Source organism: Streptomyces sannanensis (assembly GCF_039536205.1).
Lineage (GTDB): Bacteria > Actinomycetota > Actinomycetes > Streptomycetales > Streptomycetaceae > Streptomyces > Streptomyces sannanensis.
In genome coordinates, this window is the sequence record NZ_BAAAYL010000001.1 from 873,117 (window position 1) to 892,421 (window position 19,305).

The following is a 19,305-nucleotide window of genomic DNA, read 5'->3' on the forward strand; positions in this document are numbered from 1 at the left end:
ATATCTGTCGCTCAAAGCGGTGAACTCTGCTACGAGAGAACGCATTTGGGATGCACACCGGCCGCAGGCTCCGGCCATCGGTTTCGGCGGAAGGAGACGGCATGCGGCAGGGTCCCGCGGTGCGTCGCCGCAAACTCGGCAAGGAACTCCGCCGACTGAGGGACCGAACCGGCCTGACGAGCGGGGAAGTGGCCCAACGGGTCGGCTGGCACCAGTCCAAGGTCAGCCGCATCGTGACCGGACGCAGCGGCGTCAAAGCCGAGGATGTCACCAGGCTGCTCGACGCGTACGGCATGCACGATTTCCAACTCCGCGCTCTTCTTGAAGCCTTGACCGACTATGCGGAAGACAGCGGCACGCACTGGCGGCATGCGTACCGGGGGCTGCTGCCGCCGCAGTACCGCGACTTCATGAGCCTGGAGTCCCGGGCCAGTACAGCGCGCACGCTGGAGACCTCGGTGGTGCCCGGTCCGCTCCAGAGACCGGACTACGCGAGGGCGGTGACCCGGGCCGTGCTCGCCGGGCTTCCGGCCGACAAGGTGGACTCGCTCGTCGAGGTGCGGCTGGCCCGGCAGGAGGTGCTGCGCACGCCGAACCCGCTGGAACTGAGCGCGGTGCTCGACGAGTCGGTGCTGCGCCGCGAGGTGGGCGGCACAGCACGTACCTTTCAGCAATTGTTTTTACGGCGCACGATGGCGGCGCAGCAGTCGCAGCAACGGGATGAACAACTGCGTCGAGACGGCCCCGCTCGGCGGCGCGCTGTTGGCCGTCCGCGACTTCAAACACCCGGAAGGGCCGACTCTGCTCTTCCCTCCTGAGGCATGGCAGCCGTTCCCTGTCCGCGTTACGTGGCCGGACGCTCGACGGCTGACCGGCCAGGTTCTGTCCGGCCGATCACGCCGGTCGCGGCACTAACCGGTGGGCGCGGTCCGCAGGATCGTTTCCACCGCGGCGTCGATCTGATCCCTCGTCAGGTCGGCGCGTGCGGTCAGCCGGAGCCGGGAGACGCCGTCCGGCACCGACGGCGGCCGGAAACAGCCCACCGCGAGACCGCCCTCCCGGCAGTCCGCCGCCCAGCGCACCGCCGCCTCGGGCGACGGGGCCTGCACCGACACCACGGCCGCATCCGGGCGTACGGCCCTCAGGCCCTCGGCGGTCAACCGCCGGTGCAGCTCGGCGGCCACGGCCCGGGCGCGCCCGGCCAGCTCCGGCTCCTGGCGCAGCAGCCGCAGTCCGGCGAGTGCTGCCCCGACGGCGGCCGGGGCGAGTCCGGTGTCGAAGATGAAGGTACGGGCCGTGTTGACGAGATGCTCGACGACCTTCGCCGGTCCCAGGACGGCCCCGCCCTGGCTGCCCAGGGACTTGGAGAGGGTGAGGGTGGCGACCACACCGTCCGCCCCGGCGAGCCCGGCGGCGTGCAGTGCGCCCCGTCCGCCGTCGCCGAGTACACCGAGCCCGTGTGCGTCGTCGACGACCAGCGCGGCGCCGTGCTCCCGGCATGCCTCGGCGAAGCCGGCCAGCGGCGCGGCGTCGCCGTCCACCGAGAAGACCGAGTCGGTGACGACGAGCGCACGCCCGTCGTGCGCGTCGAGGGTCTTGCGGACGGCCTCCGGTTCGGCGTGCGGCACGACCGTGGTTCCGGCGCGCGACAGCCGGCATCCGTCGACGATCGAGGCGTGGTTGCCCGCGTCGGAGACGATCAGGGAGTCGCGGTCACTGAGCGCGGTGAGCGCCGCCAGGTTCGCGGTGTAACCGGACGAGAAGACCAGCGCCGCCTCGAATCCGCAGAAATCGGCCAGTTCCCGTTCCAGCTGCCCGTGCAGTTCGGTGGTGCCCGTGACGAGGCGGGACCCGGTGGCGCCGCCGCCCCAGCGGCGGGCTGCCCCGGCGGCCCCCTCGGTGACCTCCGGACGCCGGGTCAGTCCCAGGTAGTCGTTGCCGGCGAGATCGAGCAGCGCGGAGTCCACGGGGCGCGGGCGCAGCGTGCGGACGAGGCCGGCGCGCTCGCGCCGCACTGCCTGTTCGTCGATCCAGTCGAATGGACTGCGCGGCATGGTCCGGTCCCTTTTGTAGGCTGCGCACAGACCCTAGCCGTGATGACGCGAGGTCAGGGTGTGGCGATACACACACCTCTAAGCGGGTGTGTTGTGCGATCTCTCCTTGGCCGCAGGCGGTGACGTGAGTAAGGATCGGCGCCATGGACCTGCTGAACACGCTGGTGGACAAGGGGCTGCGGCGCGAGCTGCCGACCCGTGAAGAGGCGCTCGCCGTGCTGGCGACCCCGGACGACGACGTACTCGATGTGGTGGCCGCGGCCGGCAAGGTGCGTCGGCATTGGTTCGGGCGACGGGTGAAACTCAACTATCTCGTCAACCTGAAGTCCGGACTCTGCCCCGAGGACTGCTCGTACTGCTCCCAGCGGCTCGGCTCCAAGGCCGAGATCCTCAAGTACACCTGGCTCAAGCCGGAGGAGGCGTCCGCGGCGGCTGCCGCGGGCGTGGCGGGCGGCGCCAAGCGGGTCTGCCTGGTGGCCAGCGGCCGTGGACCGACCGACCGTGACGTGGACCGGGTGTCCCAGACCATCGAGGCCATCAAGGAGCAGAACGAGGGCGTCGAGGTGTGCGCCTGCCTCGGACTGCTGTCCAACGGGCAGGCCGAGCGGCTGCGGACCGCCGGCGCCGACGCGTACAACCACAACCTCAATACGTCCGAGGGGACGTACGGGGATATTACGACCACTCACACCTACGCCGACCGCGTCGACACCGTGCAGCAGGCCCAGGCGGCCGGGCTGTCCGCCTGCTCCGGTCTGATCGCGGGCATGGGCGAGAGCGACGAGGACCTCGTCGATGTCGTCTTCGCGCTGCGCGACCTCGACCCCGACTCGGTGCCGGTGAACTTCCTGATCCCGTTCGAGGGCACCCCGCTCGCCAAGGAGTGGAACCTCACCCCGCAGAAGTGCCTGCGCATCCTCGCCATGGTGCGGTTCGTCTGCCCCGACATCGAGGTGCGGATCGCCGGCGGGCGCGAGGTCCATCTGCGCTCGATGCAGCCGCTCGCGCTGCACCTGGCCAACTCGATCTTCCTCGGCGACTACCTCACCAGTGAGGGCCAGGCCGGCAAGGCCGACCTGGAGATGATCGCCGACGCCGGTTTCGAGGTGGAGGGCGCCGGCACCACCACGCTGCCCGAGCACCGTGCCGACGCGCTCGCGGCCGCCGGATCGGGCTGCGGCTCGCACGGCGGCGGTGGCTGCGCCCCCTGCGGCGACGGTGCGGCCGAACCTGCCGCCGCCGCGTGCGGGTCCGCCCCGGCGGCCGAACCTGCCGCCGGCGCCGCCGACGCACGCACCGAGCTGGTCGCCGTGCGCCGCCGGGGCGCCGGAACCGACCTGCCGCCCAATGCCTGAGCCGGTCCTCACCCCGGACGAGCTGCGTGCCCTGGACCGGGAGCACGTCTGGCATCCGTACGGCCCGATGCCCGGCCGGCAGGAGCCGCTCGTCGTCGAGTCCGCGGCCGGGGTGCGGCTGCGGCTTGCCGAACCGGCGCACGGGCAGCGTGAACTGATCGACGGAATGTCCTCCTGGTGGTCGGCCGTTCACGGCTACAACCACCCGGTCCTCAACGCGGCGGCCCGCAACCAGCTCGACCGGATGAGCCATGTGATGTTCGGCGGGCTCACCCATGAGCCCGCCGTCCGGCTCGCCACCGCGCTGGTGGAGATCACCCCCGAGCCGCTGCGCCATGTCTTCCTCGCCGACTCCGGTTCGGTGTCGGTCGAGGTCGCCGTCAAGATGTGCCTGCAATACTGGCGGTCTGTCGGGAAGCCGGCCAAGCAGCGGCTGCTGACCTGGCGTGGTGGCTACCACGGGGACACCTGGCAGCCGATGTCGGTCTGTGACCCCGAGGGCGGCATGCACGAGCTGTGGTCCGGGGTGCTGCCGCGGCAGGTCTTCGCCGACGCGCCGCCGGCCGAGTACGACCCGGAGTACGACCGCCGTCTGCGCGAGCTGATCGGGGCCCACGCGGACGAGCTGGCCGCAGTGATCGTCGAGCCGGTGGTGCAGGGCGCGGGCGGAATGCGCTTCCACTCCCCCGAGTACCTGCGGGTGCTGCGGGAGGCCTGCGACGAGCACGACGTACTGCTCGTCTTCGACGAGATCGCCACCGGCTTCGGCCGTACGGGGGCGCTCTTCGCGGCGGAGCACGCGGACGTCTCGCCCGATGTGATGTGTGTCGGCAAGGCTCTGACCGGCGGTTACATGACCCTGGCGGCGACGCTGTGCACCTCCCGCGTGGCGGAGGGGATCTCCCAGGGCGAGGTCCCGGTGCTGGCGCACGGTCCGACGTTCATGGGCAACCCGCTGGCGGCGTCGGTGGCCCTGGCCTCGATCGGGCTGCTGCTGTCCCAGGACTGGCAGCAGGAGGTCAAGCGGCTGGAGACCGGCCTGCGGGACGGTCTCGCAGCTGCCGTGGAGCTTCCCGGCGTCCGCGATGTGCGCGTGCTGGGCGGCATCGGTGTCGTACAGCTGGACCACGAGATCGACATGGCCGCGGCGACCGCTGCGGCCGTACGCGAGGGCGTGTGGCTGCGGCCGTTCCGTGACCTCGTGTACACGATGCCGCCCTATGTGACGGCTGACGAGGACGTGGCGCGGATCTGCCGCGCGGTGTCCGCGGCCGCTGCCGCGGGCTGACCGAACGGAGCATGTGTGCCGTCCCCGGAACAGGCCGGGGACGGCCCCGCGCGGTGCCGGTGGCGGTACGCGCGGATCGGAAGGGCAGTGGAAGACGATGACCGTGATGGTGGTCAGCGGAACGGGCACGGAGATCGGCAAGACGATCGTGACGGCGGCCGTCGCCGCCGCCGCGGCGGCCCAGGGCCGTACCGTCGCCGTACTCAAGCCCGCGCAGACCGGGCTCGCTCCGGACGAGCCCGGTGACGCGGCGGAGGCCGCGCGGCTGGCGGGCGACGGGGTGACCGGTGTCGAACTGGCCCGCTTTCCCGAACCCCTGGCGCCGGAGACCTCCGCCCGCCGCGCCGGGATGACGCCGGTGGGACCGGAGGAGGTCGCCGAAGCGGCACGCAAGCTGGCCGCCGAGTACGACCTGGTGCTGGTCGAGGGCGCGGGCGGACTCCTGGTCCGCTTCGACGACAAGGGCGGCACGCTCGCGGACGCGGCACGACTGCTGGACGCGCCCGTGCTGGTGGTGGCGCCCGCGGGACTGGGCACGCTCAACATGACAGCGCTGACCGCGGAGGCCCTGCGGGCGCGGCAACTGGAGTGCGCCGGCGTCGTGGTGGGCAGCTGGCCCGCGGAGCCGGACCTGGCGGCCCGGTGCAACCTGGCGGACCTCCCTGCGTCGGCGGACGCTCCGCTGCTGGGCGTGATCCCGGAGGGCGCGGGCGCACTGGCCCCGGCGGACTTCCGGGCAAGCGCGGTGACATGGCTGGCCCCGGCTCTCGGCGGCGGCTGGGACGCGGAACGGTTCGTACGCGACGAGGGGTGAGCGGGGGCGGTGGCCGGGGGACAATGCCGGTATCCGTCCGTCCTCCCCCAAGCTCTCGGCTCCGCTCGAGCAGGGGGGACCCCCATCGGAGGAGGCTCTCCCCGTGCCGCAGCGCAGCAGCAAGATCCCCCGGGACGCCGTGCATCACCCGCTCTTCGCCCGCTTCTATGCCCGTATCAGCGTCACCGCCGATCTCAGAGGCGGAGTGGCCGCGCACCGGGAGGAGTTGCTCGCCGGGCTGTTCGGACGCGTGCTCGAGATCGGTGCGGGCAACGGCCTGAACTTCGCGCACTATCCGGCGGCCGTCTCCGAGGTCGTGGCGATCGAGCCGGAGCGCACCCTGCGCCGGCTGGCGCAGGAGGCCGCCCTGCGTGCGGACGTTCCGGTCGATGTGGTGCCGGGAGCCGCCGAGGCTCTGCCGGTGAAGAGCGAGGCATTCGACGCGGCCGTGGTGTCGCTCGTGCTGTGCACGGTGCGGGATCTGCCGCGCTCGCTCGCGGAGATCCGACGGGTGCTCAGGCCCGGCGGGGAACTTCGGTTCTTCGAGCACGGCCTGGCGCAGGGCCGGGCAATGCCACTGGTCCAGCGGGCCCTGGACCGGACGGTATGGCCCCTGCTGTTCGGCGGCTGCCACACCGCCCGCGACCCGCTCGCCGCAATCGAGGCGGCCGGCTTCGAGATCGACGGCTACCGGCGGCTGCGCGTCCCGGAGCACGGCCCCACGCTCCCGACATCCGCGTGCGTACTGGGAACAGCCCGTCGCCCGGCGCTGAAGGAGTAGGGCATCCCGGCCTTCAGTCACGTATCAGCGCACCCAGTTGGCTGTTCCCCGGCTCTCTCCGGACTATTGGTGCCCCTGCTCCGACGCGCGCGGCATCGAGGTGTCCGACGCCGCCCGCGAACAGATCACCATCTGCACGGACTACGAACGAGTGCCGCCGGTGCCCATCTGTCCATGATGCGAAGCAGACGCAGCTCGGATGCCCGCGCATCCCGCATGTCCCCGCCCACGGCCTCCCCGCCTCGGTGATCTCGGGCCGTCGATTCTATCCACCCGGCAGGCAGGCGATCGCGGATCGTGCGGCATGGCCGATCGTGGGCATTCCGGCTTACTCTCGTCATTCGTAAGGGAGTTGAGTCGAACCTGACTGGGAGTCGGACCGTGTCCGCAGCACCTTCGGCCGCGCGCGCTCGCGGTCTCACCAAGGCGTACGGCACGGGCGAGACGACGGTGCTCGCCCTGGACTCGGTCGATGTGGACATCGCCCGCGGCCGGTTCACGGCCGTGATGGGCCCCTCCGGCTCGGGCAAGTCCACACTGATGCACTGCCTGGCGGGGCTGGACACCGTGTCGGCAGGGCAGGTGTGGCTGGGCGACACCGAGATCACCGGTCTGAAGGAGCGTGAGCTCACGCGGCTGCGCCGGGACCGGATCGGCTTTGTGTTCCAGGCGTTCAATCTGCTGCCCACGCTCACCGCGGCCGAGAACATCACGCTGCCGATGGACATCGCCGGCCGCAGGCCCGACCGTGACTGGCTGGAGAGAACTGGTATGTCACCGAGCGAAGTCCGGTTCGCCGTGCTCGGTGTGGTCAACACGCTCGCCCTGTCGGTCGTCGAACGCACCCGCGAGATCGGGCTGTTACGTGCGATCGGGCTTTCGAGGGTCCAGCTGCGCCGCATGATCCGGCTGGAATCCGTCGTGATCGCCGTATTCGGCGCGCTGCTGGGCCTCGGTCTGGGCATGATCTGGGGGGTGGCCGTCCAGCAGGTGCTGGCGCTCGAGGGCATGACCGCGCTCGCCATTCCCTGGGGGACGATCCTCGCGGTCGTGGCCGGCTCGGTGGTCGTGGGGCTCGTCGCCGCGGTGCTCCCGGCGCTGCGGGCGTCGCGGATGAATGTGCTGGCCGCCATCGCGCACGAGTAGGTCATCGACGGACGAGGAGATCTCATGACAAGGCCGTTCCGGTTCGGCGTCAACATGCTGACGCCGGGGGTGGGCGACGAATGGCGCAAGCGGTGCCGCCGGGCGGAGGAACTCGGGTACGACGTCATCCTGGTGCCCGACCACCTCGGTATGCCCGCCCCGTTCCCGGCCGTCGTGGCAGCCGCGTACGCCACCGAGCGGCCCCGGGTCGGCACCTTTGTGCTGAACGCGGCCTTCTGGAAGCCCGCGCTGCTGGCCCGGGAGATCGCCACCACGGACGCGCTCACGGACGGACGTCTGGAGGTCGGCCTGGGCACCGGCTACGTCCGGGAGGAGCACGAGCGGGCCCAGGTGGAGTGGCGCTCGCCGGGCGCGCGGGTGGACCACCTGCGGCGTGTCGTCGAGGAGCTGGACCGGCTGCTGGACGACGAGAGCCATGTACCGCAGTCGGTGCAGCGGCCCAGGCCCCCGCTGCTCATCGGAGCCAACGGCGACCGGATGCTGCGGCTGACCGCGAAGCACGCCGAGATCGCGGCGTTCCCCGGGGCTCGTACGGGGAAGGACGGGATGCTGCTCCCTCTCACGGCCGAGGAGCTGGACGAGCGGGTTGCCGCCTACCGACGCTTCGCGGCCGGGCGCGAGACCCCGGCGGAGCTGAATCTGCTGGTGCAGCGGGTCACGGTCGGCCCGGACCGCCGGGCGGCGGCGCGCGAGCTCATGCCGTACGTGCCGCATCTCACCGAGGAACAGGTCCTGGACCTGCCGCTGATGCTGGCCGGTACGACGCGGCAGATCGCCGATCAGCTGCGTGAGCAGCGGGAGCGTTACGGCTTCTCGTACATCACCGTGCTCGACCCCGCCATGGAGACGTTCGCCCCTGTGATCGAGGAGCTCCGCGGCACCTGACCGGAGAGCGGAACCGGCCTCGGGGAGCATCGGTACGACGGAGTTCCGCGAAGGATCGTCGATCACGGATGAACGGGGGCCACGGTCCGCCGCACGCCGGTGGAGTCCGTACGGAAGCCGGCCCGGGCGGGCGTGGCGGCTATCGACGCGCTGCCGATACGCGAGCGGTCCGGGCTGCCGTAGGCCGGCCGTAACGACGCCATGCACGCGTGCCGCCACGACCTGCACCTGGCCGCGGCGGCCGACGCCGAGGACCTGCTCGCCCGCCTGTCCGGCCGGTGGCGGGGCACCCCTGCTGGTGGTGGGACAGCCGGCCGAGGAGACGCTCAGCGGTGCCGAGGCCATGCTGCGCGACGGACGGTACCAACGGCTCGGCAGACCCGACTCCGTACTCGCCCAGCATGCTGCGCCGCTGCCTTCCGGCACGGTCGCGCACGCGACGGAACAGGCGCCGATGACGGCGGCGAGCGCGGTGCTCGACGTGAAACTGCACGGGCAGAGCGGTCACGCCGCCACTCCGCACCTGGCGGTGGATCCGGTCGTCACCGCGGCCGCCGTCGTCACCCGGCTCCAGAACATCGTCGCCCGCGAGACCGACGATGCCGTGGTCCTGGAAACCAACGAACGGGCCCGTCACGCGTGGGCCGCGGGTGGCTGCCACCGCGAAGACCACTGGCGGCGCGGGGTCAAGCCGCTGGCGGAGTGATCGGACGGCTTTTGCTGATCCTTTACCATGAAGAGACCAGCAACCCGATCATCGGAAAGGTGTGAGCGTCCGCCCATGGGCGAGCCTCCCAGTACTGACTTGTTCCGCTGCGCGTGCCTCGGGCCCCCGAACACTCCCGGCGTTGTCGCGCGATCCTCCTGCCTCTGGCCGATCATGGAACAGAGGTGAACCGATGACCGAAGTGCTCCTGCTCATCGTGGCCGTGCTCCTCTCGCTGGCCTGTGGAGCATTCGTCGCGGCGGAGTTCTCGCTGACCACGGTCGAGCGCAGTGATCTGGAACGGGCCGTGGAGCGCGGCGAACGGGGCGCGGCGAGCGCCCTGAAGGCCGTGCGCAGCCTCACCTTCCAGCTGTCCGGCGCCCAGCTCGGCATCACCGTCACCAATCTGGTGATCGGCATGCTCTCCGAGCCTTCCATCGCGAAACTGCTCCACGGCCCCCTCACGGCGATCGGGCTGTCCAGCAGCACGGCCTCTTCCGCGGCCCTGGTGATCGGCACCGCCCTGTCCACGGTCTTCCTGATGGTCGTCGGCGAACTGGTGCCGAAGAACTGGGCCATCTCCGCTCCGCTCACCATGGCGAAGGTGGTCGCCACCCCGCAGCGGATGTTCAGCACGGCCTTCCGCCCGTTCATCAGCCACCTCAACAACACGGCCAACCGCACGGTACGCCGCCTCGGCCTGGAACCCGCCGAGGAACTCGCCTCCGCCCGCAGCCCTCAGGAGCTGGTGGCACTGGCACGGCATTCCGCCAAGGAGGGCGCACTGGAGGCGGACACCGCCGAGTTGTTCGTGCGCACGCTCAATCTCGCGGAGCTGACGGCGGAGAACGTGATGACACCCCGGGTTCAGGTCACCGCCCTGGAACTGCAGGCGACGGCGGAGGATGTCGCCAACGCCACCCGCGCCACCGGCCTGTCCCGGTTCCCCGTCTACCGCGGCAGCCTGGACGCGGTCGTCGGCATCGCGCACATCAAGGACGTCCTGGCGATCCCGGCGGAAAGCCGGCCGAGGGTTCCGGTCGCGCAGATGCTGCGCGAGCCACTGCTCGTACCGGAGACGCTGACCGTGGACCGGCTGCTCGACCGGCTGTCCGGCATGCGCACCATGGCCGTCGTGATCGACGAGTACGGCGGCACGGCCGGAGTCGTGACCCTGGAGGACATCGTCGAGGAGGTCGTCGGCGAGGTGCGCGACGAGCACGATCCGCACGAAACCCCCGACCTGGCCACCGCCGGTGAGGACGCCGACGGGCGGGCGCTGTACTCGGCGGACGGCGCGGCCAGGACCGACCAGCTGGAGACGATCGGGCTGCGGGTGCCCGAGGGCCCGTACGAGACGCTCGCCGGGCTGATCGCGAACGAGCTGGGACGCATCCCGGCCGTGGGCGATCACTTCGAGCTGGCCGGCTGGCGGCTCGATGTGGTGGACGCTTCGGGTCGGCGCGCGGCCCGTGTGCTACTGCACGCTCCCCTTCATGACGCACGTGGGGAGGCCGGGCGATGACCGTCATCCAGATCCTCATCGGCCTGCTGACACTGGTCGTCAACGCGTTCTTCGTCGGCGCTGAATTCGCGCTGGTCTCGGTACGCCGCAGCCAGATCGAGCCGCTGGCGGACGAGGGGCACCGGCGGGCCCGCAGTGTCCTGTGGGGCCTGGAACACGTGTCGGCGCTGATGGCGGCGGCACAGCTGGGCATCACGCTGTGCACACTGGTGCTCGGTGTGGTGGCCGAGCCGGCCATCGAGCATCTGCTGGAACCGTTCTTCCACGCCGTCGGAGTGCCCGAAGGCATGACCCGGCCCATCTCGTTCGTGATCGCACTGGCCGCGGCGACGTATCTGCACATGCTCTTCGGCGAGATGGTGCCGAAGAACGTCGCACTGGCCGAGCCCCTGCGGACCGCGCTGCTGCTCGGCCCGCCGCTGGTGACGCTGTCGCGTGCGCTGCGCCCCGTGATCTTCGGGGTCAACTCCGTCGCCAACGGGCTGCTGAAGCTGCTCCGGGTGGAGGTCAAGGGAGAGGTGAGTGCCACCTTCTCCGACGACGAGCTGGCCCGGCTGGTCACCGACTCGGGCGACGCGGGACTGCTCGACGATCGTGCGGCCGAGCGGCTGCACGACGCACTGGAGCTGGGCCGGCGCCCGGTGCGGGACGTGGTGGTGCCCCTGAAGCGGGTGATCCGCGCCGGCGTCGGGACCACTCCCGAGGAGCTGGAGCGGCTCTCGTACGAATCCGGGTACTCCCGCTTCCCGGTCGTCGACGAGGAAGGCCGGATCCTGGGCTACCTGCACGTCAAGGACGCGCTGGACGCGGCGCCCCGCGATGTGCCGTTCCCGGTGAGCGCGATGCGCCCGATCGCCCGGGTACGGGCCGCGGCGCCGCTGGACGACGTACTGACCGCGCTGCGCCGCAGCCGTACGCACCTGGCGGCGGCACTGGACGACGACGGCAGGCTGGCGGGCCTGGTCACGATGGAGGACGTGCTGCGCGAACTGGTGGGGCGGCCGGACTGAGTGGTCTGCCCCCGTCGTGCCCGTTCCGGCCGTCGGCTACCCGTCGGCCGGCTGGCCGGCCGGGCCGGCGACCGCACGGCGGGCGGGAGTGGCCGCTCCTTCCGTGGTCTCCGTGAGGCCCGGACCGGGCTTGCCGATGCCCGAGGAGCCCACTGCCATGAGCACCGCGACCAGGGTGGCCAGGCCCGCCGTGGCCAGGGCCGCCTGCCAGTCGACGTCAAGGAGGTTCGTGGCTCCGGCCATGAGGACGGCGGCGAGGGACTGCGCGAAGGTGCGGATCGCGCGCTCGGCGGTGGCCTTCCAGAAGGCGGCAGTGAACATTCCTCACTCGCTCTCTTGTTGTGCTTGCGGTCCTGAGAGTTGGCATAGCGCGGAACTGCGCGGTGCGGCAGAGTCCCGTCACAAAGCGGTGGCGGAGAGCCAGCGGTCCAGTGCCGCTCGATCGCCGGTGACGGTGAAACGGTCGGCTTCCGGCTTGTATCGGCCATAAACGAGCAGCAGCAGATCGCTGCTGCTCGTCGCACGCACGGTGGCGGTCGCCAACGTCTCGTCGCGGCTGCGGCGCCACGCGAAGTCGCCGCCGCCGAAGGTCACCGTCCAGGCGGCGTCTCCGTCGCCCGAGCACAGCCGCACCGAGACGGGCTCTCCGGCCCAGGTGGCGTCACTGAGGTGCGGCAGGTTCTCCAGGAACTCGTCGATGCCGTCGATCGCCGTCTCGGCGCCGATGTCCGGCTCACGGCCGAGGACCAGCTCGGCATCGGCGCGATGGACGACGGCCTCGAAGAGCAGCCGGCGGGGCCAGAACCGTACGTGCCGGTCGGCGCCGTGCGTCCACATCGGCATCTCGGGGGGCGCGGCGCGCAACGTGTCCAGACAGGCCGCCGCGCTGCCCGCGAGCCAGTCCTGATACCCGGAGGGATGCGGGGGAAGGTCGAGCGGGACGTCCCGCGACCGGACGCGCTTCATGGCTCCGGTCCGCACAAGATGCGCCATCCAGCGGTGGGTGGTGCCGTGGTGTTTGATCAGATCGGCGAAGGTCCAGCCGGGGCAGGTCGGGACGGGCGTGGCGGGGTCCACGTCGCGTACAACCTGTAGAAACCGCCCGACCTGGCTCTCGGCCTCGTGGCAATAGCGCCGGTGACGTTCGTCGGCATCGTGGTCGAAGCCATAACCGTCTGGCATCCTCAGCAGCGCCTCGCGCCAGGGGCCTTCGGGCTCACGCAGCGCGATCTGCCGGAACAGCTCGGTCAGCCTGCACTGATCCTCCGTGCTGAGCTGGTTCAGAACATGGCCCGAGTCCTCCAGCCACTTCACGGCCGTGTCCGGGTCCAGCACATCGTCGTCGCAGGTGTCGACCATGGTCACCAGATGCGCCAACGCCTGGGCCAGCGTGCGCAGCAGCGCCTCGCTCACGTCCCCTCCCCCGTCTCCCCTCGGATCGCCCGACTGTATCGCGATACGATCACCCCGCCATGACGATGAATGCCACCTACACCAGTCTTGTCGCGGTCGGTGACTCCTTTACGGAGGGCATGTCGGACCTGTTGCCTGACGGCTCGTACCGCGGCTGGGCTGATCTGCTGGCCGAGCGGCTGGCGGCCCGCACCCCCGGCTTCCGGTACGCGAATCTCGCAGTGCGCGGAAAGCTGATCGGGCAGATCGTGGACGATCAGGTCGACCGGGCCGCCGCCATGCGGGCCGACGTGGTGACACTGGTCGGCGGGCTCAATGACGCACTGCGGCCCAAGTGCGACATGGGCCGGGTACTGGGCCTGCTCGAGGAGGCGGTGGAACGGCTGACGCCCGCCTGCGGGCAGCTGGTGCTGATGCGCAGCCCGGGCCGGGAGGGCCCGGTGATGGAGCGATTCCGGCCGCGCATGGAACAGCTCTTCGCCCACATCGGGGGTCTCGCCGAGCGGCACGGCGCGCTCGTCGTCGATCTGTACGGGGCGCCGGCGCTGGGCGACCCCCGGATGTGGGACGTGGACCGGCTGCATCTGACGGCCGAGGGGCACGAGCGGGTCGCCGAGGCGGTCTGGCAGACACTTGGCCTGGAGCCGGCGCACGACTGGCGCGCGCCGCTCCCGCCCGCCGTGCGGCCGGACTGGCTGACCCGACGCACGGGTGACCTGCGGTTCGCGCGTGAATATCTGCTTCCGTGGATCGGCCGACGCCTGACCGGCCGCTCCTCCGGGGACGGCCGTCCGCCGAAGCGGCCGGAGCTGCTGCCCTACGAGCCCGGCCAGTCGTAGCAAGCCACAAACCGGACCGGGTCACCGGCCTGCAGGAACCGCCAAGTAGAATCTGGTCACGTGACTGCAAAGCCTCGCATCCCGAACGTCCTGGCCGGCCGCTACGCCTCCACCGAGCTCGCCGTCCTCTGGTCCCCCGAGCAGAAGGTGAAGCTGGAGCGCCGGCTCTGGCTGGCCGTGCTGCGTGCCCAGAAGGACCTCGGGATCGAGGTGCCGGAGGAGGCCCTCGCCGATTACGAACGTGTGCTCGACCAGGTCGATCTGGCCTCCATCGCCGAGCGCGAGAAGGTCACCCGGCACGATGTGAAGGCGCGGATCGAGGAGTTCAACGCCCTCGCCGGCCATGAGCACGTCCACAAGGGCATGACCTCCCGCGACCTGACCGAGAACGTCGAGCAGCTGCAGATCCGGCTCTCCCTGGAGCTGATGCGCGACCGCACGGTCGCCGTGCTGGCCCGGCTCGGCAAGCTCTCCGCCGAGTACGCGGAGCTGGTCATGGCCGGCCGCTCGCACAACGTCGCCGCCCAGGCCACCACCCTCGGCAAGCGCTTCGCGACCGCGGCCGACGAGCTGCTGGTCGGCTACGCCCGCCTCGAGGACCTGCTGGGCCGCTACCCGCTGCGTGGCATCAAGGGCCCCGTCGGCACCGCGCAGGACATGCTGGACCTGCTGGGCGGCGACGCCTCGAAGCTGGCGGAGCTGGAACAGCGCATCGCCGGTCACCTGGGCTTCGCGAATGCCTTCACCTCGGTCGGCCAGGTCTACCCGCGCTCCCTCGACTACGACGTGGTGAGCACGCTGGTACAGCTCGCCGCCGCGCCCTCGTCGATCGCCAAGACGATTCGGCTGATGGCCGGGCACGAGCTGGTCACCGAGGGCTTCAAGCCCGGCCAGGTCGGCTCCTCCGCCATGCCGCACAAGATGAACACCCGCTCCTGCGAGCGCGTCAACGGCTTCATGGTCATCCTGCGCGGCTACGCCTCGATGACCGCCGAGCTGGCGGGCGACCAGTGGAACGAGGGCGACGTCTCCTGCTCCGTGGTCCGCCGGGTCGCCCTGCCGGACGCGTTCTTCGCGTTCGACGGTCTGCTGGAGACCTTCCTGACGGTCCTCGACGAGTTCGGTGCCTTCCCCGCGGTCGTCGCCCGCGAGCTGGACCGCTACCTGCCGTTCCTCGCCACCACCAAGGTGCTGATGGGCGCGGTACGGGCCGGAGTCGGCCGCGAGGTCGCGCACGAGGCCATCAAGGAGAACGCGGTCGCGTCGGCGCTGGCCATGCGCGAGCAGGGCGTGGAGCGCAACGAGCTGCTGGACAAGCTCGCCGCGGACGACCGTATCCCGCTGGACCGCGCCCAGCTGGACGCCCTGATGGCCGACAAGCTGTCCTTCACCGGCGCGGCCGCCAACCAGGTCGCTTCCGTGGTCTCCCGCATCGAGGAGATCGCCAAGCAGTACCCGGAGGCCGCCGCCTACACCCCGGGGTCGATCCTCTGACCCCCGCCGAGCTCGAGGCCGCTCGTGACCGCATCGTTCCCGATGTGGCCGCGGGCGGCCTTTCGGTGCTCTTCTGCGGTATCAATCCCGGCCTGATGTCGGCGGCGACGGGCCACCACTTCGCCCGCCCCGGCAACCGCTTCTGGCCGGTGCTGCATCTGTCGGACTTCACCCCGCGGCAGTTGAAGCCGTCCGAGCAGGACGAGCTCCTGACATACGGTCTCGGCATCACCAATGTGGTGGCCCGGGCCACCGCCCGTGCCGACGAACTGAGCGCGGAGGAGTTCCGCGAGGGCGGGCGCCTGCTCGTCGAGAAGGTCGAGCGGCTGCGTCCCCGCTGGCTGGCCGTCGTCGGCATCACCGCGTACCGCACGGCCTTCGGCGAGCGCCACGCCCGGATCGGTCCGCAGGAGCGGACGATCGGCGACACCCGGATCTGGGGCCTGCCAAACCCGAGCGGCCTCAACGCCCACTGGACGGCCCAGACCATGGCCGAGGAGTTCGCCCGCCTGCGCCACGAGGCCGAGGCCGAGGCCGACCGAGCCTGAACGCGCAGCGGGCCCTACGGCGGGTTCGTCTCCGTGATCGCGGCCAGGAGCTGGAACGGCAGCTCCTTGTCCCACTGGGAGACTCCCAGGGCTATCCAGTGCGGGCCGACCCGCCAGAGGTAGAGGTGTGGAACGCTGTTGCTCAGCCCTGCCCAGGGCTCCGGTATCTCCTCTCCCTCCATACCGCGCACGAACACACTCCAGAGGCTGAACATCTGCGGCTCGCCCCAGCGCTCCGCGAGCGCGGCCGCGAGCGCCTCGCACTCGGCTTCGTACTGCTCCTCGGCCTCCCGGCGTCGCGTGCCGTCGTCCTCCCAGAAGTCCTCGCTGGTACTGAGCTCCGCGAGGTGGTAGCCGCGCCCGGCCGGGAAGGGTCGGGCGCGCAGCCGGGCGATGGTGGCGAGATACGCTGCGGTGGCCATGTCGTCAGTAAAGCGCCCGGCACTGACAACTGGCTTCGCGTCAGGCGTCCCGGCGCTTCACCGCGAACCAGCCGGCCGCCACGGCGGCGGCTGCCCAGAGCGCGAGCACTCCGAGTCCGCTCCACGGCCCGAGGGTGCCCTCGGGGTGCTGGAGCAGCACCTGCTGCCCCGCCCGGTCGGGCAGGTACTGGGCTGACCCTGACGACACGTCCCCGATCACGAACGAGACGATCAGCACCAGGGGTATGAGCAGGCTCAGCACACCGACGCCGCTCCGGAACAGTGCGGCCAGGCCCGCCGCGAACAGCGCCATGAGCGCGAGATAGATGCCTGCGCCGACGGTGGCACGCAGGGCACCGGGGTCACCGAGCCCGATGGCGTACTCGCCCATGAACGCCTGTCCCGACAGGAAGGTCACAAAGCTGGTGACCATGCCCACGGCGAGCGCCAGAGCACCCACGAGCGCGATCTTGGCGGCGTAGAAGATCCCTCTGTTCGGCACCGCGGCCAGCGATATCCGCAGGGCCCCGTTCAGATACTCGGAGGAGACCGCTGTCGTGCCGAAGGAAATGGCCGCGACCTGGCCGAAGAGCAGCGCATAGAACGCGAAGTGCACCGGATCGAAGGCGTCACCGTCGAGCTCCGCCTGCGGCTGGCCGATGTTGGCGAAAACCAGGACGGTGATTCCGACCATGGCGACGAAGACGGAGATCAGCGAAATGGCGCCGGCCCGCAACGACTTGATCTTGATCCATTCGGAGCGCAGCACTGCGGTGGTGGACATGGGTCAGGCCTCCTGGTCGATCGGGCGGGCGGTGGCCGCGAACTCCGTCTCCGCGGCGGTGAGTTCGAGGTAGGCCTGCTCCAAGGAGGCCTGCTCGTCGGTGAGTCCGAGAATCGCGATACCTTCGCGGGCCGCGATCGCACCGATCTCCTCGGCGCGGGCGCCCTCGACGGTCCAGCAGCCGTCCCCGCCGCGCTCCGGGTCGTATCCTTGACGGACCAGCGCTTGGCGCAGCCGTGCCGGATCGGTGGTGCGCACCTGCACCCGCGGCCGACTGCGCTCGTCGAGGAAGTCACGCATGGGGGTGTCCGCCAGCAGCCTGCCCCGGCCGAGGATCACCAAGTGGTCGGCGAAGGTCGCGGTCTCGTTCATCAGATGGCTGGAGACAAGCACCGTCCGGCCCTCGCGGGCGAGGCGTCGCATCAACTCGCGGATCCAGATGATGCCCTCGGGGTCGAGGCCGTTGGACGGCTCGTCCAGCATCACGACCGCGGGATCGCCGAGCAGTGCCGCCGCGATGCCGAGGCGCTGCCGCATGCCGAGCGAGAAGGTCTTGATGCGGCGCTTCGCCGCCTTGGCGAGCCCTGCCTCCTCCAACACCTCGTCGACCCGGCGGGCGGGTATGCGGTTGCTCACGGCCAGCGCCAGCAGATGGTCCCTCGCGGTACGGGAGCCGTGCGCGGCCTGGGCGTCGAGCAGCGCGCCCACATGACGCAGCGGCTCGTCGAGGTCGGCGTAGAGCTTCCCGCCCACGGTGGCCGTGCCCGAGGTGGGCCGGTCCAGGCCGAGCACGAGTCGCATGGTCGTGGACTTCCCGGCTCCGTTGGGGCCGAGGAAACCGGTGACCCGGCCGGACTCCACGCCGAACGTGAGACCGTCCACAGCACGGGTGGTGCCGTACTCCTTGACGAGTTCCTGGACTTCGATGCTTGTCATGGTTTCAGCCTGGCCGTCGTACCAGGTCAGGGACCTCCCCCGGGCGTGGGGACCGTCTCCCCCGCACGGGGGAGCCGCGGTGATCAGGCCGCTGGCACGATGAGGGGATGCGCCAATTCCTCCGTCCGCTGGGCCACTCGGTCACCTACACGCGCTGGCTGCACTTGTTCATCCCCACGCTTTTCGTCAGCGTGTGGCTGTTCATCGACTTTGAGCGCCCCTACGTGCCCGCGCTGCTGCTGGTGCCGATCGGTCTGATCCCGGCGGCGCGCCTGGCGGAAGGACTGCAGGCGCAGCTGCTGCTGACGCCCCATGAGCGGGGCAAGCCGGACGCCGCCATCTCGGCCTCGTCGTCCGCGACGTGGCCCGACCGGTGGCGCACCGTGCTGTGGCTGGAGATACGGCTTCTTCTCGGCATGGGGGTCACCACCGCCACTGTGCGGCTGCTCATGCTCACCGTGGACATGATCAATGCTGCGACGGGTGCAAATCCCAGCGACGATGCTCTGTTCCGGGTCGCCGAGTCGCATCAAGCGTACGCGTTGCTCGCGCCCCTGCCGCTGGTCGTCCTGATGGCCGTCGTCGTGGGGAGCGGGAAGCTGATCACCGCGATCGCCCGCCGGCTGCTGGGCCCGTCCGCCGCGGAGCGGCTCAGCGTCCTGGAGGAGCGCACCGAGCAGCTGCTGGAGCGCAATCGCATCGCCCGGGAGCTGCACGACACCATCGGCCACGCGCTGACCGTGGCCGTCGTCCAGGCGGGTGCGGCACGGGCGGCGAACGATCCGGAGTTCACCGAGCGGGCGCTGGCAGCCATCGAGGAGACCGGCCGGGCGGCCCTGGACGATCTGGACCGCGTCCTGAGTGTGCTGCGGGAGTCCGATCGTCCCGCCGCCAAAAGACCGTCTCTCGACGAGGCCGACCGGCTGCTGGAATCCGCGCGTGCCTCGGGTGCTCAGGTCACGGCCGAGCTGTCCGGGCCGCTGGAACGGGTGCCGGGGCCGGTCTCCCGGGAGGGGTACCGCATCCTTCAGGAGGCGCTCACCAATGTACTGCGCCACTCGGGCGTCGTGCCGATCCGGGTACGTATCGCGGTGTCCGAGGGCCGGCTCGATCTGGAGGTGACCAATCCGCTGTCCGGGGCGACCCCGGCGCCCGAGGGCGGCAGTGGGCTGCGCGGTATACGCGAGCGTGCCGCCCTGCTCGGCGGCAAGGCTGTCACCGGCCCGCTGGAAGGCAGTTGGCGGGTGTGGGCGAGCCTCCCGCTGGACGGAATACGCTGACCGC

At 70.8% G+C, this 19,305-nt stretch carries 20 protein-coding genes and 1 pseudogene; 15 read left to right on the plus strand and 6 right to left on the minus strand.

What is annotated here, in order from left to right; translation table 11 throughout:
* The first annotated feature begins 101 nt into the window (after nucleotides 1-101).
* Complete coding sequence (locus ABD858_RS03890; RefSeq protein ID WP_345034586.1) at nucleotides 102-818, plus strand: Scr1 family TA system antitoxin-like transcriptional regulator; 717 nt, start codon at nucleotides 102-104, stop codon at nucleotides 816-818.
* Nucleotides 748-915, plus strand: a pseudogene (locus tag ABD858_RS03895) (DUF397 domain-containing protein); the annotation flags it as partial. The gene ABD858_RS03890 and the pseudogene ABD858_RS03895, both read left to right, overlap by 71 nt.
* On the opposite strand, the gene ABD858_RS03900 reads toward ABD858_RS03895, so the two are convergent.
* A complete protein-coding gene (locus tag ABD858_RS03900) occupies nucleotides 912-2,054 on the minus strand; it encodes an 8-amino-7-oxononanoate synthase (RefSeq protein ID WP_345034587.1) in 1,143 nt (380 codons plus the stop codon). The pseudogene ABD858_RS03895 and the gene ABD858_RS03900 overlap by 4 nt on opposite strands.
* 143 nt (nucleotides 2,055-2,197) lie before the next feature.
* Between ABD858_RS03900 and bioB the strand changes: the two genes are divergently transcribed.
* From bioB to ABD858_RS03945, 9 genes are all read left to right on the plus strand, one after another.
* Nucleotides 2,198-3,409, plus strand: a complete 1,212-nt coding sequence (gene bioB, locus ABD858_RS03905; protein ID WP_345034589.1) for a biotin synthase BioB — start codon at nucleotides 2,198-2,200, stop codon at nucleotides 3,407-3,409.
* Nucleotides 3,402-4,697, plus strand: a complete 1,296-nt coding sequence (locus ABD858_RS03910) for an adenosylmethionine--8-amino-7-oxononanoate transaminase (protein WP_345034590.1) — start codon at nucleotides 3,402-3,404, stop codon at nucleotides 4,695-4,697. Before bioB ends, ABD858_RS03910 begins: the two co-directional genes overlap by 8 nt.
* Nucleotides 4,698-4,794: 97 nt before the next feature.
* On the plus strand, nucleotides 4,795-5,511 hold the full coding sequence (gene bioD / locus ABD858_RS03915; protein WP_345034591.1) for a dethiobiotin synthase: 717 nt from the start codon (nucleotides 4,795-4,797) through the stop codon (nucleotides 5,509-5,511).
* A 103-nt stretch (nucleotides 5,512-5,614) separates the two neighbouring features.
* Nucleotides 5,615-6,292: a class I SAM-dependent methyltransferase gene (locus ABD858_RS03920; protein ID WP_345034594.1), complete on the plus strand. Its 678-nt coding sequence runs from the start codon at nucleotides 5,615-5,617 to the stop codon at nucleotides 6,290-6,292.
* Nucleotides 6,293-6,673: 381 nt separating this feature from the next.
* Nucleotides 6,674-7,438, plus strand: a complete 765-nt coding sequence (locus ABD858_RS03925) for an ABC transporter ATP-binding protein/permease (protein WP_345034595.1) — start codon at nucleotides 6,674-6,676, stop codon at nucleotides 7,436-7,438.
* 24 nt (nucleotides 7,439-7,462) lie between these two features.
* Nucleotides 7,463-8,344: an LLM class F420-dependent oxidoreductase gene (locus tag ABD858_RS03930; protein ID WP_345034597.1), complete on the plus strand. Its 882-nt coding sequence runs from the start codon at nucleotides 7,463-7,465 to the stop codon at nucleotides 8,342-8,344.
* Nucleotides 8,345-8,642: 298 nt separating this feature from the next.
* Nucleotides 8,643-9,050 carry a zinc-binding metallopeptidase family protein gene (locus tag ABD858_RS03935; protein WP_425586150.1) on the plus strand — a complete coding sequence of 136 codons (408 nt, stop codon included), beginning with the start codon at nucleotides 8,643-8,645 and terminating at the stop codon, nucleotides 9,048-9,050.
* Nucleotides 9,051-9,243: 193 nt separating this feature from the next.
* Nucleotides 9,244-10,575, plus strand: coding sequence for a hemolysin family protein (locus ABD858_RS03940; protein ID WP_345034598.1), 1,332 nt, complete (start codon nucleotides 9,244-9,246; stop codon nucleotides 10,573-10,575).
* A complete protein-coding gene (locus ABD858_RS03945) occupies nucleotides 10,572-11,585 on the plus strand; it encodes a hemolysin family protein (protein ID WP_345034599.1) in 1,014 nt (337 codons plus the stop codon). The genes ABD858_RS03940 and ABD858_RS03945 overlap by 4 nt, the downstream gene beginning before the upstream one ends.
* A gap of 36 nt (nucleotides 11,586-11,621) precedes the next feature.
* Here the strand turns inward: ABD858_RS03945 and ABD858_RS03950 are convergent, their stop codons facing one another.
* Both ABD858_RS03950 and ABD858_RS03955 read right to left on the minus strand, forming a co-directional pair.
* A complete protein-coding gene (locus ABD858_RS03950) occupies nucleotides 11,622-11,906 on the minus strand; it encodes a holin (RefSeq protein ID WP_345034601.1) in 285 nt (94 codons plus the stop codon).
* A gap of 78 nt (nucleotides 11,907-11,984) precedes the next feature.
* Nucleotides 11,985-12,998, minus strand: a complete 1,014-nt coding sequence (locus ABD858_RS03955; RefSeq protein WP_345034602.1) for a maleylpyruvate isomerase family mycothiol-dependent enzyme — start codon at nucleotides 12,996-12,998, stop codon at nucleotides 11,985-11,987.
* Nucleotides 12,999-13,057: 59 nt separating this feature from the next.
* Between ABD858_RS03955 and ABD858_RS03960 the strand changes: the two genes are divergently transcribed.
* Genes ABD858_RS03960 through mug form a run of 3 tightly spaced genes read left to right on the plus strand, consistent with a single transcriptional unit; the run spans nucleotide 13,058 to nucleotide 15,879 of the window.
* Nucleotides 13,058-13,837 (plus strand): SGNH/GDSL hydrolase family protein, encoded by a 780-nt coding sequence (locus tag ABD858_RS03960; RefSeq protein WP_345034603.1) that lies wholly within the window; start codon nucleotides 13,058-13,060, stop codon nucleotides 13,835-13,837.
* Between the two features lie 60 nt (nucleotides 13,838-13,897).
* Nucleotides 13,898-15,331 (plus strand): adenylosuccinate lyase, encoded by a 1,434-nt coding sequence (purB, locus tag ABD858_RS03965; protein WP_345034604.1) that lies wholly within the window; start codon nucleotides 13,898-13,900, stop codon nucleotides 15,329-15,331.
* Nucleotides 15,328-15,879 (plus strand): G/U mismatch-specific DNA glycosylase, encoded by a 552-nt coding sequence (gene mug / locus ABD858_RS03970; RefSeq protein ID WP_345044256.1) that lies wholly within the window; start codon nucleotides 15,328-15,330, stop codon nucleotides 15,877-15,879. Before purB ends, mug begins: the two co-directional genes overlap by 4 nt.
* A gap of 14 nt (nucleotides 15,880-15,893) precedes the next feature.
* On the opposite strand, the gene ABD858_RS03975 is transcribed toward mug, so the two are convergent.
* Genes ABD858_RS03975 through ABD858_RS03985 form a run of 3 tightly spaced genes read right to left on the minus strand, consistent with a single transcriptional unit; the run spans nucleotide 15,894 to nucleotide 18,021 of the window.
* Nucleotides 15,894-16,301, minus strand: coding sequence for a hypothetical protein (locus ABD858_RS03975; protein ID WP_345034605.1), 408 nt, complete (start codon nucleotides 16,299-16,301; stop codon nucleotides 15,894-15,896).
* A gap of 40 nt (nucleotides 16,302-16,341) precedes the next feature.
* Nucleotides 16,342-17,085, minus strand: a complete 744-nt coding sequence (locus ABD858_RS03980; protein WP_345034607.1) for an ABC transporter permease — start codon at nucleotides 17,083-17,085, stop codon at nucleotides 16,342-16,344.
* Nucleotides 17,086-17,088: 3 nt separating this feature from the next.
* Entirely contained in the window at nucleotides 17,089-18,021 is a 933-nt protein-coding gene (locus ABD858_RS03985) for an ATP-binding cassette domain-containing protein (RefSeq protein ID WP_345034608.1), read from the minus strand.
* A 107-nt stretch (nucleotides 18,022-18,128) separates the two neighbouring features.
* Between ABD858_RS03985 and ABD858_RS03990 the strand changes: the two genes are divergently transcribed.
* Nucleotides 18,129-19,301 (plus strand): sensor histidine kinase, encoded by a 1,173-nt coding sequence (locus ABD858_RS03990; RefSeq protein WP_345034609.1) that lies wholly within the window; start codon nucleotides 18,129-18,131, stop codon nucleotides 19,299-19,301.
* Nucleotides 19,302-19,305: the final 4 nt, after the last annotated feature.